Source organism: Actinomadura formosensis (assembly GCF_050948385.1).
Taxonomy (GTDB): Bacteria; Actinomycetota; Actinomycetes; order Streptosporangiales; family Streptosporangiaceae; genus Spirillospora; species Spirillospora formosensis.
Window position 1 is genome coordinate 6,933,593 of record NZ_CP192011.1, and the last position, 15,676, is coordinate 6,949,268.

A 15,676-nucleotide genomic window follows, 5' to 3' on the forward strand; every position below is an offset into this window, starting at 1 on the left:
CTACTCCCCGCCCCCGGCGGGCGCGCCCCCGGACGACGCGTCGCCCCGTCTCGTCCCCCGCTCCCGCGTGATCATGTGCAGCGGGGTCGGCGGGCGCGCGAAGTCGGCCCGCGAGAGCCGTGCCCGGAACACCCACAGCGCCCAGATCTGGTAGACGAGCACGACGGGCACGAACACGGCGGCGATGATCGTCATCGCGACCAGCGAGTAGTGGTTGGACGCGGTGCCGTAGATCGTCAGGCTGGGCGAGCCGGACGTGGACGACACCATGACCCGCGGATACAGCCGGGCGAACAGGGCCGCGACCAGCAGCACGGTCGCGGCCGACGTCCCGGCGAACGCGGCCAGCGGACGTCTCAGCCAGGCCAGCGGACCGGACGCGGCGGCCGCCGGCAGGCCCAGCCCGAGCAGCACGTACACCGGCACCGGATACGGCGCCGACGACGACGCCTGCACCGCCGTCCACACCGTGAACGCGATCAGCAGCACCGCCGCGACCGGCCACAGCGCCAGCGCCGTGCGGCGCGCCCGCGTCTCCAGGCCGTCCCCGGTGCGGATGGCGAGGAACAGCGCGCCGTGCAGCGCGAACGCCGCCACGAGCGCGAACCCGGTGAGCACCGAGTACCCGCTGAACAGCACCCCCTGGCCGCCGCTGACATCGCCGCGGGCGTCCATCGGCACACCGCGGGTGATGGCGGCGAACACGACGCCGAGCAGGAACGGGATCGCCGCGCTGGAGATCGGCATCGCGATGTCCCAGCGGCGGCGCCAGGCCGGGTCGTCGTGCTTGTTGCGGTACTCGATGGCGACGCCGCGCACGATGAGCGCGACCAGGATCGCGAAGAAGACCAGGTAGAAGCCGGAGAACATGCTCGCGTACCAGCCGGGGAACGCGGCGAAGGTGGCGCCGCCGGCCACGATGACCCACACCTCGTAGCTGTCCCACACGGGCAGGATCGTGGCGAGCAGCGCGTGCCGCTCCGGGTCGTCGCGGCCGAGGAAGGGGTAGAGCATCCCGACGCCGAAGTCGAAGCCGTCGAGCAGGAAGAACCCCATCCAGAGCACCGCGATCAGCACGAACCACAGCGTCTGGAGGTCGAAATGCCCTGCGGTCTGCATCGTGGTGCGCCTTTCGACGGGCCGGGTCAGTAGAGCATCGGCGGCAGCGAGTCCTCGCGGGTCACCTCGGGGGCGGGACGTTCCGGGCCGGCCTTGATCGCGCGGACCATCAGCCAGCCCATGATCGCGGCGAGCACCCCGTAGACCACGGTGAAGCCGGCCAGCGTCGCGATCACGTGGCCCTTGCCGACCGTCGGGGAGATGGCGGCGTGCGTCTTCAGCAGGCCCTGGACGATCCACGGCTGGCGTCCCATCTCGGTGAGCAGCCACCCGGCCGTGTTGGCGAGGAACGGCAGCCCGAGGAACACGTAGGCCGTCCAGGCGAACCAGCGGGACCGCCGCCACCCGCGCCGGCGGATGAACCACAGCCAGAAGGCGCCGTACAGCACCCCGAGGAACCCGATGGTGATCATCACCCGCCACGACCAGTAGATGCTGCCGATGATCGGCGTGTAGTCGCCGGGCCCGTACCGCCGCTGGTACTCGCGCTGGATGTCGTTGATCCCGCGGATCTCGCCGTTCCAGTCGTTGGTGGACAGCACCGACAGGCCGTGCGGCAGGACGATGTCGACGTTGGTCCGCTTCGGGTGCTTCTCCCAGGGCCCGATCGCCAGCAGGGAGAGCGGCGCGGGCGCCTGCGTCTCGTACAGCGCCTCGGCCGCGGCCATCTTCATCGGCTGGTGCTCGACCAGGATCTGCGCCTGGAAATGCCCCACGATGATCACCGCGAGGGACGCCAGCGCCGTCACCCAGAGCGCCCCGCGCGCGGCGGCCCGGAACAGCGTGACGTCCGCGTCCACCCGTCCCGCGTCCACCCGTCCCGCGTCGGCCTGGCCCGCGTCCTCCCGCCGGGCCTTGCGCAGCCGGTACGCGGACGCCGCGATGACCAGGAGCGCGGCCGTCATCAGCGAGGCGGCGATCGTGTGGAAGAAGTGGGTGATCTGCAGCGGCTGGAAGAGGACGTGCCACAGCGACGTCATCTCCGCGCGCCCGTCCTTCATCTCGAACCCGACCGGACGCTGCATCCAGCTGTTCGCCGCCAGGATGAAGTAGGCGGACAGTGTCACGCCCGCCACCACGAGCCAGATCATCGCGAGGTGCACGCGCGGGGACAGCCGGTCCCAGCCGAAGATCCACAGCCCGATGAAGGTGGACTCCAGGAAGAACGCCACCAGGCCCTCGATCGCGAGCGGTGCCCCGAACACCGACCCCACGAACCGGGAGTAGACGGACCAGTTCATGCCGAACTGGAACTCCTGCACGATTCCGGTGACGACCCCCAGCGCGAAGTTGATCAGGAAGAGCTTCCCGAAGAACCGCGTCATCCGCAGGTAGTGCTCCTTGCCGGTACGGTGCCAGGCGGTCTGCATCCCGGCGACGAACCAGGCGAGGCCGATCGTGAGCGGCACGAACAGGAAGTGGTACACGATGGTGACCGCGAACTGCCATCGGTCCAGAACCGCCGTCGTCTCCACCGCGCTCCCTTCCCCGCCGTCGGAGATCTCAGCGGCAGAGCACCATCGGAAAGCCGCCCGCACCGGGGATGCACTGGGCACATTTCCCGGCTGATCGATTCCGAAAGGCGCCGCATGGTCAATCGTTGATCAAGTTGTGGCCGCCCCCGGTGCGGTGCCGCCCACCGCGACGGCCGGTGCGGTGAGCCGCGCCGCCGGTGCCCGCCGAGGTCGGCAGGGGGGTGCGGCGGGCTCCGCGAACCCATGTACTACGGTTCGTAGTACATGGGTCCGGACACGGTGAGCGAGAGGACGCGCGCTGACGGCGGCATGCGGCTGCTGAGGTCAGCGGCTTTTTCCGCCGTGTGCACGGCCGTGTCGGCGTCCGCCCACTCCGCGGTCTCCGGTGCCGGGCTGCCCTGGTCGTCGCTGCTGGCCGGATGGGTCCTCACGATGGGCCTGGTGACACCGCTGGCGGGCCGGGAACGGTCCAGGCACGCCATCACCGCGATGCTGCTGTGCGGCCAGATGATCCTGCACGTGGTGTTCTGCTTCGGGCAGGCCCCCGCGCAGCACGCCCCGGCGATGCCCGGCCATCACGGCATGGGCGTGCAGCTGATGCCGGGACCCGACATGTTCGCCGTGCACCTGGCGGCCGCGTTCCTGCTCGGCTGGGTCATGCACCGCGGCGAGCACGCCGTCTGGCGGATGGTGCGGATCTCACGGCGGACGGCGGGCGTCCTCGCCGGCCCGCTGGCCGCGCTCCTCGCCGCCGTCTTCGCGCGGCCCGCCGCGTGCCGCCCGCTCGACCCGCGGCTCCGGCCGCGCCGCCGCTGCACCGAGGAGACCGGACGGGGCGAGACCCCGCTGCTGGACCACGCCGTGGTCCGGCGCGGCCCGCCCCTCCCGGCGACGGCCTGAGCCGACCCCTTTCCGCCGTGCCGGTGGCACGGCGTGCTCCACCATGCGTCGCCGACGCTCCTCGCCCTTTGGAGGCTTCATGCGTGCCCTTCTGCACGCCTCCCCCCGGACGGCCGTGCCCGTCCGGGCGGCCCTCGTGGTCGCGGCGGTCTCGCTGACCGCGGCCGCGTGCGGCGGCACCCCGTCCGCGAGCCGCCCCGACGCCGCGACGCCCCCGCCCCCCTCCGGCACCGCGATCCGGCTCGACCGGCCGCTGCCGAAACCCGGCCTGACGCTCACCGACGACCAGGGCCGCACGTTCGACCTGGTCAAGCGGACGGCGGGCAAGCCGGTGCTGATGTACTTCGGCTACACCCACTGCCCCGACGTGTGCCCGACGACGATGGCCGACATCGCCAACGCCGTGAAGAAGCTGCCGCAGGCCGAGCAGCGGAAACTACAGGTGATCTTCGTGACCACCGATCCGGGCCGCGACACCCCGAAGCGGCTGCACCGGTGGCTCGCCGCGTTCGACACCCGCTTCACCGGGCTCAGCGGCGACTTCGACGCGACCCAGAAGGCGGCGCGCAGCCTCGGCATCGCCGTGGAGAAGCCGCGGAAGAACGCCGACGGCTCCTACACCGTCAACCACGGCGCGCAGGTGCTCGCCTTCTCCCCCGCAGACGACAAGGTTCACATGATCTACACATCCGGCACCACCAGCCGGCAGTACTCCGCCGACCTTCCGAAGATCATCAAGGGGGCGCTGTGAAGCGGTCCGCCGCCGCACTCGCGGCACTCCTCCTCGCCGCCGGAGCGGCCACCGCCTGCGGCTCGGACGACAAGGGATCGGGCGACCAGGGCCATGACGGGCCGCACCTCGCGGTGAGCGGGGCGTACGTCAAGGAACCGCCGATGCCCGACATGACGGCCGGCTACTTCACGATCACCAACACCGGGCGGGACGCCGACACGCTGACCTCGGTGACCAGCGACCTCGCGAAGCACGTCACCGTGCACACCACGAAACCGGACGGGTCGATGACCGAGGCCGGCCCGCTGGCCGTCCCCGCCCATGGCCGGCTGGTGCTGCGCATGGGCGGCTACCACGTGATGTTCATCGGGCTGCACCACAAGCCGAAGACGGGCGAGACCGTCACGATGACGCTGCGGTTCGCCACCTCGGCCCCGATCACCGTGCGCGCCCCCGTCCAGCCCGCCGGCTACCGGCCCGGGGAGCGGTGACCGGTGGGGGAACCGACCACGCGGCGCGGCGTCAGCCGGCGGTGGCTGCTCGGCACGGCGGGCGGCGCCGGCGTCGCCGGGCTGGCCGCCGGCGGCTTCGCCGCCCGTCCCCGGGCCGAGGACGCCCCGCCGCTCACCGCCGTCGGAAGCACCGCCGTCCCGTTCCGCGGACGGCACCAGGCCGGGATCCTCACCCCGGCCCAGGCGTGCGGGCACCTGGCCGCGTTCGATCTGCGCCCCGGTGCCGGCCGCGCCGGGGCGGCGGCGCTGCTGCGCCGCTGGTCGGCGGCGGCCGAGGCGATGACGGCCGGGCGTCCGCCGGCCGGTGACGACCAGGTCGCGCTGGACGCCGGGCCGTCCTCGCTCACCGTGACGTTCGGCTTCGGCCGCTCCTTCTTCGGCAGGACCGGGCTGGAGGACCGCATGCCGGACGCGCTGGTGGAGATGCCGCCGTTCTCCGCCGACGCCCTCGACCGCGCGAAGAGCGACGGCGACCTGTGGGTGCAGATCGGCGCGGACGACCCGCTCGTCGCCGTGCACGCGCTGCGGATGCTGGAGAAGGGCGCGGCCGGGACGGCGAAGGTCCGCTGGACGATGAACGGCTTCAACCGGGCCCGGGGCGCGACCGACCGGCCGCGGACCGTCCGCAACCTGATGGGGCAGATCGACGGCACCGGCAACCCGCGTCCGGCCGACGACGGGTTCGACGCCAAGGTCTTCGCCGCGGACACCACCGGCCCGCACGCGTGGATGAACGGCGGCTCGTACGCGGTCGTCCGGCGCATCCGGATGCTGCTGGACGCGTGGGACCAGTTGCCCGTGCACCAGCAGGAACGGGTCATCGGCCGCCGCAAGTCCGACGGCGCCCCGCTGTCGGGCGGCACCGAGACCACGCCGCTGAACCTTTCGGCGGCCGGGCCGGACGGGGCGCTCGCCATCCCCGGCGACGCCCACGTCCGGGTGGCCGCGCCGTCGTCCAACGGCGGCGCGGCCATGCTGCGGCGCGGGTTCTCCTACCACGACGGGCACCGCCCGGACGGCGCACCGGACGCCGGGCTGCTGTTCATCGCCTGGCAGGCCGACCCGACGGCCGGCTTCATCCAGGTGCAGCGCAAACTCGACGGCGCCGACGGCCTCACCCGCTACCTCCGGCACGAGTCCAGCGCGATCTTCGCCGTGCCGGGCGGCGCCCCACCCGGCGGCTACGTCGGCCAGCCCCTCCTGGAGAGCTGACCACCGCGGACATAACGGCCGCCGCCGTCGCGGAACCGGCGGCGGCCGAGCGGCGGCGCACTGGTCTGCCTCGCCGGCATGGCCGTGATCATGTACGCGCCCCGCGGCCAGGATGAGCCGGGCGGCCGTCCTTGAGCCGGACCTTGCCCGGCCTGGTGCGGCAGCCAGAGCAAAGCCCCGACCCACCGGGCCGGGGCTTGCCTGGACGCAGGTTCAGATCCAGTTCGTCCTGCGCCTGGGCTCCCTCCACCGGGTCGCTGATGAACCTCGAATATCTCTTGTCTCTTACGAATTACCTCGGCCAATCGGGTGAAAATACGATCGAGAAATCCGGCTCCAACCAAGCCGTTGCGGGGGTGATGTCGCACCTCGCAGATTCAAGATTCAGCGCTCACTTGACGAACTTGATATACAACTTTCAGATTTCCATCTCATCAATTGCGTCCAGTGTCATGCCCCACGGAAACAGATGCAAGTACTCGCTGCCCGTACCGGGAGCATGAAGGGGATACACTTCGGGGCCGAACAGCACTTTGACTCCCCATTCCCGGAGGTTGGCAATATTGGCCCCGAAAGCCGGATGTGCGGCATGGTCCCGGTTAGTGAACGGCAACGCGACTATTGGAAGATTTTTGCCGACCCCCTCAACCAAAAGACCAAGCGCAAGGGTGTCACAGATCCCTAGCGCCCATTTATTCACCGTGTTGACCGTGGCCGGGGCAACAATCAAAGCGCTGGGCGGAGGCAGAACGTCTGCGGTCCCCAGAGCTTTATATTCACTCCGCACCGGGTATTTCGTCATTCTCTCCACGTGATCGGCATTTATGAATTTTCTTCCCGATGGCGTGGTGACCACACAAACCGTCCAGCCTCTGGCCTGAGCCATCTCCACGAGTACAGACACATGACGTGCAGGCGGCGCACCGCAAGCAATGACATACAGCACACGGTTCAATTCTTCACCCCCGCCCTTGCCGCAAGTTGTTCGAGCGTGAATGATGGCGCACCCCGTGCACGCCGCATAAGGTCACTGATCGCTGCTTGCGCTACTGGGCGACACCGAACCTCGCGTGGAGCTATCCTTTCGGCTTCGATCAGGTTGCGCAAAGCCTGATCTCGCTCCCCTATTTGGTTGTACGCCCTCGCAACATCCACACGCAGCGCCGCCCGCCGCTCTTTACGCAGCTTGCGGAGTTCGAACTCATCAATAGAGTTTGCGGCCTGAACTGCTCGCCCACCTTCTCCTTGCGCCAAAAGGATGGTTACTTCATGCAGGGAGACGTTCGTTTTTCCAAATTCTAGGTGATAATGATCATGCTGCGTGGTCACATGTCTCGCCGCATCGCGCGCCTCGCCAATCAGGTCTTGCACGGATGCGCGATCCTCGTCATCGGCGGTTGCCGCCGCAACGGCTGCTTGCAGCATGACATGTCCGTACAACGCACGATTGCTTTCGTCGCGGGATTCGGCTTGAATTCTCTCAGCGAGGGAAACGGCTAATTCCTTCGCTTGCCGTGCGCGCCCCAGCGAAAGCAGGGCATTTGCGACTCTAAATCCTGTGGCCACTGAGAGCGCGGGCGTTTCTAGGTTCTGAGAAAGAGCCATTCCTCTATCGCCCGCCAGCCAGGCCAGTGACGGCTCTCCAAGTTTCCGGAGAGTCGAGGATGCTATCTGGTAGATCTCGATCAACATTTCTCGCGCAAGCACATCTTGCGATGCCTGGAAGGTTTTCCTGCCTGCCATGATGAGATCGGGCAAAGTGAGGCTGACAGTCGTATAGTCTGCATACTCGAAGGCGGTCCATGCGTACCGCACTCGCCCCCTCAATGCATCGATGCCATAGGGCCGATCCTCAGTCACCCCGGCCACTGAGTAGTTTTCCAGGGCGGACTGGATGCGTTCTGTGTCCGCATCGTCAAGGCAAACCTGAGCCTGCCGACTTGGTTCTTCGCCGATAAGTGTGGAGAGATCAACGCGCAGTACCTGACAGATATCATCGAGGATATCCAGCCTAGCGGCACTTCGATAACCGCCCTCAACTTTCACGACCCAGCTTTTCGAACGACCAATCAGGTCGGCAAAAATGACTTGGGTGAACCCGCGCCGGCGGCGCCAATAGCCGATTCGTCTGCCAAGTTCACGGTCGTCCATTGTGTCCTGGTTCCGGAGTGGTTGAGAGGGGAACCTCTGTTCTTCCAAAACCAGGATGACAGAGGTAACACGGGATGTGCCACTCCCTCATGGGAACAGGCTTAGCGTCAGTGCTTCGGGCACATGAGGCGGCCCCGGACCTGATGCGCCGACATCAGGACAGTTCCCCCGGGGCCTTGATCCGACATGGGAGGTCGGACCCATGGCAGATAGTAGGACAAACCCGCTGGCCGAGTTAGCCGTGATGCTCATGCAACGGTGTTGCCGTATTGATGTGGGTGGTGAATCCCTGGTTGCCTCGCTGGGGCTGTCGGCGCGTCCTGAGTGGGTCATAGCACACGACGGACGGTGGTCCCGGTGGGAAAGCGCCCATGGTCGGGAGCTCGGTTCGACCAGCGACGTGGACGGTACAGCTGATCGCGCGGAGGTCGTCCTGGCGATGCATGGTCGGGGGTGCGCCACGTGAACGCGCTCAGCCTGCCCGAGCGGCGGCTTGCCGCGCTCGGTGCGCACTTGTCCGCGCGCGGTTACCAGATTGACTTTCTCGGTACGTGGCTGAAGGTCACCAATGCGGATGCGTCGGGATGCTGTGCACGGCGTCTGAGCGACACGGTCACGTGCCGTGCCCGGCCGGATGACGGGAATCGGTGGTGGTACTTCACATCCTGGGGCGAGCCGATCGCACCAGCCGATCAGGTCACCGACGCCGCCGTTTCGATTCAGGGCTATCTGCCGTTGCCGGAGCGGTAAACCGTGGGTACCTTTCCGGCACGCGCGGATCACTGGCATATCGCTACGTCGCGGCTGGGAAAGTGGCTGGTCTTTCCCGAGCGTCACGACCGCGAAACAGCGATCAAGGCCGTACGTGACCTCTTGATTTACGATGGTCGCGTCAGTGGTGATCCCAGGTTCACCGATGCCGTCCGCGCGATCGACAGCGGGTATTGCACGTACCGGATCGGTCGGGCATGCTATGCGGCTTTTGCATGCGCATGCCTCGACGCTCCCAAAAGGTTTCGCCGGATGAACTCACCACAAGCCGACAACGTAGCACCGTAACCACAGGTCAAACGTAATTCGTCAGCTCTGCCAGGCTCCATAGAATCCCCGTGTCCAGCCTGGGTGGAATGGCAGGAACATCCAGAAACAGGAGATCGAAGTGTTCCACAGGATACGCCGGGTGGTGGGTCGGTGGCAGGCGGTGCTTCGGTGGCGGACGCTGCTGGGGGACGAGACGGCGGTGCGAAACCTGGAACTGCTCGCCCTCGCGCTCAAGGAGAAGGGATGGCGGTGCGTAGAACTGTACGAGAAGCAGGAGTACGGGTTTCCGGTACCGCTGCTGTGGGTGTACGCCAGCGGGATGGCCGAAGACGTCGGGATGGTGGTGACGGTGCGGGCAACGCCGGGCGGCACGTGGGCCTACTTCGAGGCGGGCAAGGGGCGGGCCGGGTTCCTGTCCCCATGCGGCGACGCCAAGACGGCGGCTGAGCGGGTTGACCGGCTGCTGAAGTACCGGATGTTCCCCAACCCCGAGTGGGCCTGACGCAAGCGTTGAGGTGGTGTGCCCCACGCGAAGCGCTCGATGACCGACAACGAGGGGGCCGGAGGACCGAAAGGGACAAACAAATGCCGGGCGGGGTGGTCGAAGGACCGTAGCCGCGCTGTCAGTGTGGAGAAGGCCGGGCCGGTTGAAAGGAGTTCAGGAGATGGGAAAGCACGGCAAGAAGGAGACCTGCAAGCGGTGTAACGGGTCAGGGACGATCGTCGTCGACGCCGATGGGAAAGACGGCCGAAGCCAGGAGACGCGGAACTGTCCCGGGTGCGGCGGGACCGGAGAGGTATGAACCGGCGGCAGTTCATTCCGGACACGGTGTGGGTGTGGGGTGATGACGGCTGGATGATCCCCTTGCGCCGGGAGGTCGATCCGGAGCGGTGGGAGCGGCTTTGCGACAGTGACGAGGCGATCGTCACGCAGGTGGACGATGGCGCCTGTGACATGGGTGTGCAGCCCACGAGTTCCAGCAGCGCTCCGTCGGTCATGCGGGAAATGATCGATGCCCTGGATGTGGGAACGGGTATGCGGGTGCTGGAGATCGGAACCGGGACCGGGTACAACGCGGCGCTGCTTGGGGAAATCGTCGGTTCGGAGAACGTGACCACGGTTGAGGTCGATGCGCAGATCGCCGACCATGCCAGGCATGCCCTGAAAGGGGCAGGATTCCCGGTGACTGTGATCACGGGGGACGGCATCACCGGTTATCCGGAGAATGCGCCCTATGACCGCATCATCGTGACGGCCTCAGTGCGGGATGTCCCCTACGCCTGGGTGCGGCAGAGCACCGCGGGCGGGCGGATACTCATGCCTTGGGGCAGTGACCTCTACCCGGGCGGGGTCCTGTTGGCGCTGACGGTGCGGGCTGATGGCACGGCCGAGGGACGGTTCACTCGCGCGGTCGCCTTCATGCGGCTGCGGGAGCAACGGCCGAAGCATGTGCCGTGGCGCGATGACGTGCGGGAAGGCGACTACCTCCAGAGAGTATCCAGGGTCTTTCCTCGCGAGGTCTTCGAGACCGCATCGGATGCCAGATTCGCCCTGGGGGCCAGGCTCCCGGGCGTTACGGACGGCAGGACCAGAAACCCGGACGGAAGTCACACTCTACGGTTGTCGGACTACGAGACCGGATCATGGGCGGCCTGCACGCCCGGTTCCGGCGAGCACCTCGTATGGCAGCACGGGCCGCGCCGGCTCTGGGATGAGCTTGAGCGGTCTTATGAGTGGTGGCTGGACTCCGGCAAGCCGGGACCCGCAAGGTTCGGTCTCACGGTGACCCCTGCGGGGCAACGCATCTGGCTTGATTCACCTGACGACCCGATCGCTTGAAGGCTGCGGCTCCCCCGGCCGGCGGAGGCCGCAGCCCCGCAAGAGCACACGTAGGGGCGAGACCGTTACGGGATCATGAACGCCGTTCGTCCTCGATCGGTTGTGGTGGGGACTCGTCGAAGATCAGCCAGGTGCGGGTCGCGCGGACGCCCTCGACCGCGTGGATACGGGCCAGGACGACGTCCCTGAGCGAGGCGTTGTCCGGGGTACGGACCAGCATGACCAGGTCGACGTCGCCGCCGACGAACGCCAGGTGCTCGATGTGCGGCACCTCCCGCAGCAGGGCCGAGACCTTCCGCCAGGAGTTCTGCTCGATGTTGACCATGACGTAGGCGGCGGTGCCGAGGCCCGCGCGGACGGGGTCCACCTGGGCGGTGAAACCGGTGATGACGCCGTCGGCGATGAGGCGCTCCACCCGCGCGTAGGCGTTGGAGCGGGAGACGCGGACCCGCTCGGCGAGCGTCCGCATGGACATGCGGCCGTCCGCCCGCAGTTCGCGCAGGATCGCGCGGTCGAGGTCGTCGAGCGGGGCCGCCGAACGTCCGTCGGGACCGGGAGGCGGCAGATTCTCAGGCGACAGTTGGTCCATGGAAACTCCACTTCTGAGCCGAATGTCCTTGTTTTTACCCGTCTATTGAGACTTATGGTCGATCGGGTTCATATTTCTAGCACCGATCGAGTGCGGAGGTGCAGGCGTATGACGGATCGGGTTGAGGCGCTGCTCCCCTCGGCGGAACCCGTGCGGTTCCTGACGGACAGCGGCGCGGCGGTGCGCGGACGGCAGCGCTACGCGGCCCCGGACCCGGAGCTGCTGCGCCGGGCGCACCGGGCCATGGTCGTCGGGCGGCGGTTCGACGCGCAGGCGACCGCGCTGACCAAGCAGGGCCGGCTGGCCGTCTACCCCTCCAGCCATGGCCAGGAGGCATGCCAGGTCGGGTCGGTGCTCGTCCTGGAGGACGGCGACTGGTTCTTCCCCACCTACCGGGAGTCGATGGCGCTGGTGTCGCGCGGCATCGACCCGGTCGAGGTGCTCTCCCTGCTGCGGGGCGACGCGCACTGCGGGTACGACCCCCGGCGCCACCACACGGCGGCGCAGTGCACGCCGCTCGCGACCCAGACCGTCCACGCGGCGGGGCTCGCGTACGCGGAGCGGCGCAAGGGGACCGGACGGGTCGCGCTGGCCTGCGTGGGCGACGGCGCCACCAGCGAGGGCGACTTCCACGAGGCGCTGAACTTCGCCGCCGTCTTCAAGGCGCCGGTGGTGTTCCTCGTCCAGAACAACCAGTACGCCATTTCGGTGCCGCTGGAGCGCCAGACCGCCGCGCCTTCGCTGGCCTACAAGGGAATCGGTTACGGGGTGCGCTCCGAGCGGGTGGACGGAAACGACCCGGTCGCGGTGCTGGCCGTGCTGTCGGCGGCCGTCGAGCACGCCCGGTCGGGCCACGGCCCCTTCCTGGTCGAGGCGCACACCTACCGGCTCGAATCGCACACGAACGCCGACGACGCGTCCCGGTACCGGACGGACGCCGAGGCCGAGGAATGGCGCGGGCGCGATCCGATCACCCGGCTGGAGAACTACCTGCGGCGGCGCGGGCACCTCACCGACGAGGACCTCGCGGCGGCGTCCGCCGAGGCCGAGGAGTTCGCCGAGCGGCTGCGGACCCGGATGAACACCGACCCCGAACTCGCCCCGATGGGGCTGTTCGAGCACGTCTACGGCACCCCGACCCCGCAGCTGGACGAGCAGCGGGCCCGGTTGCACGCCGAACTCCAGGCCGAGGAGGCGCTGTCATGACCACAATGGCCCAGGCGCTCAACACGGCGCTCCGGCACGCCATGGACGAGGACGAGCGGGTCCTGGTGTTCGGCGAGGACGTCGGCGCGCTCGGCGGCGTCTTCCGCATCACCGACGGGCTGACCGCGAAGTTCGGCGACGACCGCTGTTTCGACACGCCGCTCGCCGAGGCGGGCATCGTCGGGTTCGCGGTCGGAATGGCGATGGGCGGTTTCCGGCCCGTCGTCGAAATGCAGTTCGACGCGTTCGCCTACCCGGCCTTCGAGCAGATCGCCTCGCACGTGGCGAAGATGCGCAACCGGACCCGCGGAATGGTGGAACTGCCGCTCGTCATCCGCATTCCCTACGCGGGCGGAATCGGCGGCGTCGAGCACCACTGCGATTCCAGCGAGGCGTACTACGCGCACACGCCGGGCCTGAAGGTCGTCACCCCGGCGACGGTGGAGGACGCGTACTCGCTGCTGCGGGAGGCGATCGACGACCCCGACCCGGTCGTGTTCCTGGAGCCGAAGAAGCTGTACTGGTCCAAGTCGGACATCGAGCGGCTCGACCGGACCGGGCCGTTCGGCCGCGCCGCCGTCCGCCGGCCCGGCCGGGACGCGACGGTCGTCGCGTACGGGCCGAGCGTGCCGGTCGCGCTGGAGGCCGCGAAGGCCGCCGCGGACGAGGGCTGGGACCTGGAGGTCATCGACCTGCGCACGATCGTCCCGTTCGACGACGCGACCGTGGCCGCGTCCGTGCGGAAGACGGGCCGCTGCGTCGTGGTCAGCGAGGCCGCCGGGTTCGCGGGCGTGGGCGCGGAGATCGCGGCCCGCGTCCAGGAGCGCTGCTTCCACAGCCTGGAGGCGCCGGTGCTGCGGGTGGCGGGGTTCGACATCCCGTACCCGCCGCCAATGCTGGAGCACCACCATCTGCCGAGCGTCGACCGCATCCTGGACGCGCTCGACCGCCTCCAGCGCGACGACCGGCCGGATACCCGGTACCTGCCTGTGGACGGTGCGGCATGAGCGGAGCGACCGTCTTCCGGCTGCCGGATCTCGGGGAGGGGCTGACCGAGGCCGAGATCCTGGAGTGGAAGGTGTCGGTCGGCGACACCGTGGCCACCGACCAGATCATCGTCGAGGTGGAGACGGCGAAGGCGGCGGTGGACGTCCCCGTCCCGATGGCCGGCACGGTCGCGGAGCTGTTCGCCGAGGCGGGCACGGTCGTGGACGTGGGGTCGCCGCTCATCTCGATCGCCGCGCGCGACGCCGCCGCCGAGCGGTACCGGGAGGAGGAGCGGGCCGGCTCCGGCAACGTCCTCGTCGGCTACGGGACGACCGGGACCCGCCGCTCCCGCCGCCGCGCCGCCCGACCGACCCCCGCATCACCGGCCCCCGCACAACCGGCCCCCGCGCAACCGGCGGCGCCGTCCCACGACGAGGCGCCGCGCGTCATCTCACCCGTGGTGCGCCGCCTGGCGAAGGACAACGGCGTCGACGTCGCCGCGCTCACCCCGACCGGCCCCGGCGGCGTCATCCTGCGCCGGGACGTCGAGCGGGCGATCGGCGCCGCCGCGCCGGCCCCCGAGCCGCGGCAGGACGAAACCGGCGTCGTGCGCGTCCCGCTCAAGGGCGTCCGCCGGACGATGGCCGACAAGCTGTCCCGCAGCCGCCGCGAGATCCCGGACGCCACCACCTGGGTCGACGTGGACGCGACCCGCCTGGTCAAGCTGAAGAAGAAGATCCAGCGGGCCGACCCGGACGCGAACGTCGGCATGCTGGCGCTGTTCGCCGGGATCTGCGTGGCCGGGCTCCGCCGCTTCCCCGAACTGAACGCCTACGTGGACACCGAGCGGCAGGAGATCGTCCAGGTGCCGCACGTCCATCTGGGGTTCGCCGCGCAGACCGGCCGGGGCCTCGTCGTGCCGGTCGTCCGCGACGCGCACCTGATGACGGTCACCGAACTCGCCGCCGCCCTGCGAGCGCGGACGCAGGAGGCGCGCGAGGGGCGCCTGTCCCCGGCCGACCTCACGGGCGGCACGTTCACGCTGAACAACTACGGCGTGTTCGGCGTGGACGGCTCGACCCCGATCATCAACCATCCCGAGGCGGCCATGCTCGGCGTCGGGCGGATCACCGACCGGCCGTGGGCGGTCAAGGGGAAGGTCCGGCTGCGCAAGGTGACGCAACTGTCGTTCACCTTCGACCACCGGGTCTGCGACGGCGGTGTCGCCGGCGGTTTCCTGCGGTTCGTCGCCGACTGCGTCGAGCATCCGGAAACGCTGGTCAGTCATCGCTAGCCACCGCGCGGCGGCGCAGGCCGTCGAACGCGACCTTGCAGAGCGCGTCGGCGATCTCTTCCCCGCTCGCGCCGCCGCGCGGCCGGTACCACTCGATCAGCGAGTTGACGAGCCCGAACAGCAGCCGCGCCGCGATCGCCGGGTCGATGTCGGGCCGGATGTCGCCGTCGGCCTCGGCCCGCGCGACCAGCCCGGCCACCAGCCGGTCGAACTCGCGGCGGCGGGCCAGCGCGCGCTTCTCGACGGCGGTGTTGCCGCGCACCCGCAGCAGCAGCGTGACGAACGGCTGCCGCTCGACGAGCACGGCGACGCTGGCCCGGACGAGGTGCTCCAGCCGGTCGATGGCGCGCCCCTCCACGGCCGCGGCCTCGTCGGCGGCGGCGAACAGCCCGTCGAGTGCGCGGTCGACGGCGAGCTGGAGCAGTTCGCTCTTGCCGGCGACGTGGTGGTAGATCGCGGACTTGCTGATGCCGAGCCGCTTGGCCAGGTCGTCCATGCTGGTGCCGTCGTAGCCGCGCTCGTTGAACACCGTGACGGCGACGCGCAGCAGCGACTCCCTGTCGTAGCCGGGCCGTCCCCGCCGGCTCGGCCGCCCGCCGCCCATGGTGGTCACGGCG

At 69.1% G+C, this 15,676-nt stretch carries 16 protein-coding genes; 10 read left to right on the plus strand and 6 right to left on the minus strand.

The annotated features are described in order from the left end of the window. Both cydB and ACQP1N_RS32515 read right to left on the minus strand, forming a co-directional pair. Positions 1 to 1,119, minus strand: a complete 1,119-nt coding sequence (gene cydB / locus ACQP1N_RS32510; protein WP_433228082.1) for a cytochrome d ubiquinol oxidase subunit II — start codon at positions 1,117 to 1,119, stop codon at positions 1 to 3. A gap of 26 nt (positions 1,120 to 1,145) precedes the next feature. Further along, a complete protein-coding gene (locus ACQP1N_RS32515; RefSeq protein ID WP_433228083.1) occupies positions 1,146 to 2,594 on the minus strand; it encodes a cytochrome ubiquinol oxidase subunit I in 1,449 nt (482 codons plus the stop codon). A gap of 279 nt (positions 2,595 to 2,873) precedes the next feature. On the opposite strand from ACQP1N_RS32515, the gene ACQP1N_RS32520 reads away from it, so the two are divergent. The 4 genes from ACQP1N_RS32520 to efeB all read left to right on the plus strand — a co-directional run bounded on the left by ACQP1N_RS32520 (position 2,874) and on the right by efeB (position 5,951). Beyond that, positions 2,874 to 3,494 carry a hypothetical protein gene (locus ACQP1N_RS32520; protein WP_433228084.1) on the plus strand — a complete coding sequence of 207 codons (621 nt, stop codon included), beginning with the start codon at positions 2,874 to 2,876 and terminating at the stop codon, positions 3,492 to 3,494. Positions 3,495 to 3,573: 79 nt separating this feature from the next. Continuing rightward, positions 3,574 to 4,245 (plus strand): SCO family protein, encoded by a 672-nt coding sequence (locus ACQP1N_RS32525; protein ID WP_433228085.1) that lies wholly within the window; start codon positions 3,574 to 3,576, stop codon positions 4,243 to 4,245. Next, the gene (locus ACQP1N_RS32530) at positions 4,242 to 4,718 is read left to right on the plus strand and encodes a copper chaperone PCu(A)C (RefSeq protein WP_433228086.1); all 477 of its coding nucleotides are present in this window, start codon (positions 4,242 to 4,244) and stop codon (positions 4,716 to 4,718) included. The genes ACQP1N_RS32525 and ACQP1N_RS32530 overlap by 4 nt, the downstream gene beginning before the upstream one ends. Before the next feature lie 3 nt (positions 4,719 to 4,721). Continuing rightward, positions 4,722 to 5,951, plus strand: a complete 1,230-nt coding sequence (gene efeB, locus ACQP1N_RS32535) for an iron uptake transporter deferrochelatase/peroxidase subunit (protein ID WP_433228087.1) — start codon at positions 4,722 to 4,724, stop codon at positions 5,949 to 5,951. 418 nt (positions 5,952 to 6,369) lie between these two features. Here efeB and ACQP1N_RS32540 read toward each other — a convergent pair whose 3' ends face one another. Continuing rightward, a complete protein-coding gene (locus ACQP1N_RS32540) occupies positions 6,370 to 6,897 on the minus strand; it encodes a flavoprotein (protein WP_433232903.1) in 528 nt (175 codons plus the stop codon). Positions 6,898 to 6,902: 5 nt separating this feature from the next. Next, the gene (locus ACQP1N_RS32545) at positions 6,903 to 8,102 is read right to left on the minus strand and encodes a helix-turn-helix domain-containing protein (RefSeq protein WP_433228088.1); all 1,200 of its coding nucleotides are present in this window, start codon (positions 8,100 to 8,102) and stop codon (positions 6,903 to 6,905) included. 462 nt (positions 8,103 to 8,564) lie between these two features. On the opposite strand from ACQP1N_RS32545, the gene ACQP1N_RS32550 reads away from it, so the two are divergent. From ACQP1N_RS32550 to ACQP1N_RS32560, 3 genes are all read left to right on the plus strand, one after another. Beyond that, complete coding sequence (locus ACQP1N_RS32550) at positions 8,565 to 8,852, plus strand: hypothetical protein (protein ID WP_433228090.1); 288 nt, start codon at positions 8,565 to 8,567, stop codon at positions 8,850 to 8,852. A gap of 409 nt (positions 8,853 to 9,261) precedes the next feature. Continuing rightward, entirely contained in the window at positions 9,262 to 9,645 is a 384-nt protein-coding gene (locus ACQP1N_RS32555) for a hypothetical protein (RefSeq protein WP_433228091.1), read from the plus strand. A 297-nt stretch (positions 9,646 to 9,942) separates the two neighbouring features. After that, positions 9,943 to 10,983, plus strand: coding sequence for an rRNA adenine N-6-methyltransferase family protein (locus tag ACQP1N_RS32560; RefSeq protein ID WP_433228092.1), 1,041 nt, complete (start codon positions 9,943 to 9,945; stop codon positions 10,981 to 10,983). A gap of 73 nt (positions 10,984 to 11,056) precedes the next feature. Here ACQP1N_RS32560 and ACQP1N_RS32565 read toward each other — a convergent pair whose 3' ends face one another. Continuing rightward, the gene (locus ACQP1N_RS32565) at positions 11,057 to 11,572 is read right to left on the minus strand and encodes an Lrp/AsnC family transcriptional regulator (RefSeq protein WP_433228093.1); all 516 of its coding nucleotides are present in this window, start codon (positions 11,570 to 11,572) and stop codon (positions 11,057 to 11,059) included. Between the two features lie 108 nt (positions 11,573 to 11,680). Between ACQP1N_RS32565 and pdhA the strand changes: the two genes are divergently transcribed. From pdhA to ACQP1N_RS32580, 3 genes are read left to right on the plus strand one after another with little or no spacing between them, the layout of a single operon-like run. Then, positions 11,681 to 12,778, plus strand: a complete 1,098-nt coding sequence (gene pdhA / locus ACQP1N_RS32570) for a pyruvate dehydrogenase (acetyl-transferring) E1 component subunit alpha (protein ID WP_433228095.1) — start codon at positions 11,681 to 11,683, stop codon at positions 12,776 to 12,778. Further along, a complete protein-coding gene (locus tag ACQP1N_RS32575; RefSeq protein WP_433228096.1) occupies positions 12,775 to 13,785 on the plus strand; it encodes an alpha-ketoacid dehydrogenase subunit beta in 1,011 nt (336 codons plus the stop codon). Before pdhA ends, ACQP1N_RS32575 begins: the two co-directional genes overlap by 4 nt. Then, positions 13,782 to 15,059, plus strand: a complete 1,278-nt coding sequence (locus ACQP1N_RS32580) for a dihydrolipoamide acetyltransferase family protein (RefSeq protein ID WP_433228098.1) — start codon at positions 13,782 to 13,784, stop codon at positions 15,057 to 15,059. The genes ACQP1N_RS32575 and ACQP1N_RS32580 overlap by 4 nt, the downstream gene beginning before the upstream one ends. On the opposite strand, the gene ACQP1N_RS32585 is transcribed toward ACQP1N_RS32580, so the two are convergent. Beyond that, positions 15,046 to 15,663, minus strand: a complete 618-nt coding sequence (locus ACQP1N_RS32585) for a TetR/AcrR family transcriptional regulator (RefSeq protein ID WP_131732736.1) — start codon at positions 15,661 to 15,663, stop codon at positions 15,046 to 15,048. The genes ACQP1N_RS32580 and ACQP1N_RS32585 overlap by 14 nt on opposite strands. Between the last annotated feature and the right edge of the window lie 13 nt (positions 15,664 to 15,676).

What these genes read in the sequence shown, in the direction of transcription:
- ACQP1N_RS32580 (WP_433228098.1), top strand. Translation starts at nt 13,782, where the DNA reads ATGAGCGGAGCGACCGTCTTCCGGCTGCCGGATCTCGGGGAGGGGCTG.
- cydB (WP_433228082.1), bottom strand. Translation starts at nt 1,119, where the DNA reads ATGCAGACCGCAGGGCATTTCGACCTCCAGACGCTGTGGTTCGTGCTG.
- ACQP1N_RS32560 (WP_433228092.1), top strand. Translation starts at nt 9,943, where the DNA reads ATGAACCGGCGGCAGTTCATTCCGGACACGGTGTGGGTGTGGGGTGAT.
- ACQP1N_RS32525 (WP_433228085.1), top strand. Translation starts at nt 3,574, where the DNA reads ATGCGTGCCCTTCTGCACGCCTCCCCCCGGACGGCCGTGCCCGTCCGG.
- ACQP1N_RS32565 (WP_433228093.1), bottom strand. Translation starts at nt 11,572, where the DNA reads ATGGACCAACTGTCGCCTGAGAATCTGCCGCCTCCCGGTCCCGACGGA.
- ACQP1N_RS32575 (WP_433228096.1), top strand. Translation starts at nt 12,775, where the DNA reads ATGACCACAATGGCCCAGGCGCTCAACACGGCGCTCCGGCACGCCATG.
- ACQP1N_RS32545 (WP_433228088.1), bottom strand. Translation starts at nt 8,102, where the DNA reads ATGGACGACCGTGAACTTGGCAGACGAATCGGCTATTGGCGCCGCCGG.
- pdhA (WP_433228095.1), top strand. Translation starts at nt 11,681, where the DNA reads ATGACGGATCGGGTTGAGGCGCTGCTCCCCTCGGCGGAACCCGTGCGG.
- ACQP1N_RS32585 (WP_131732736.1), bottom strand. Translation starts at nt 15,663, where the DNA reads ATGGGCGGCGGGCGGCCGAGCCGGCGGGGACGGCCCGGCTACGACAGG.